The organism is Vibrio sp. T11.5 (genome assembly GCF_027587155.1).
Classification (GTDB): Bacteria; Pseudomonadota; Gammaproteobacteria; order Enterobacterales; family Vibrionaceae; genus Vibrio; species Vibrio neptunius.
The window spans coordinates 1-548 of the sequence record NZ_JAPPTP010000073.1; the positions used below are offsets into that span (position 1 = coordinate 1).

At 48.5% G+C, this 548-nt stretch carries 1 pseudogene; it reads right to left on the bottom strand.

Annotation, left to right across the window (positions count from 1 at the left end):
• Positions 1-438, bottom strand: a pseudogene (locus OH455_RS23235) (hypothetical protein); the annotation flags it as partial.
• Positions 439-548: the final 110 nt, after the last annotated feature.

A 548-nucleotide genomic window follows, 5' to 3' on the forward strand; every position in this document is an offset into this window, starting at 1 on the left:
CAGTCCAGCGCCGGCACCAACAAACATCATCGGCCCCACCAGCACCACCCCGATAATCGAAATAGCAACGCCCACATAGCCTGAGTAGCGTAAGGCAGCAAAGCAGGCGTCAGGAACCAGAGTCAGCTCGGTGACTATCATGCCTTTTTCGGTTAAGGTCACGGTTTGTTTTACATCTGGGTTACCGGCGTAATATAAGTAGCTGCCTAAAGCAAAAGTAAACAAGGTAAATACGGTCATTCCAAGCCAGTCTAATAAGGTGCCTAACCATAAAAGATAACCAATTAAAGCGAGCCACAATAAGATTGTTACGTAATCGGTAGGAGGCACTTTGACTATTTCAAATTGGTACACCACCTTGGCCTCTTGTACCGCTTGCTGCTGGGCTTGCTGATACTCTGGGGTTAGTTCCGGTAACGAATCGACAGACACATACATCAGTGAGGCCCTTCCATTGGTGCTGGATACGTTAGGCTCAGTGGTCGCATAAGGCTATTCCTCTTTACTCTGGTTTCTTACTGGCTGACTCTGGCTAGGCGCTGGATGGA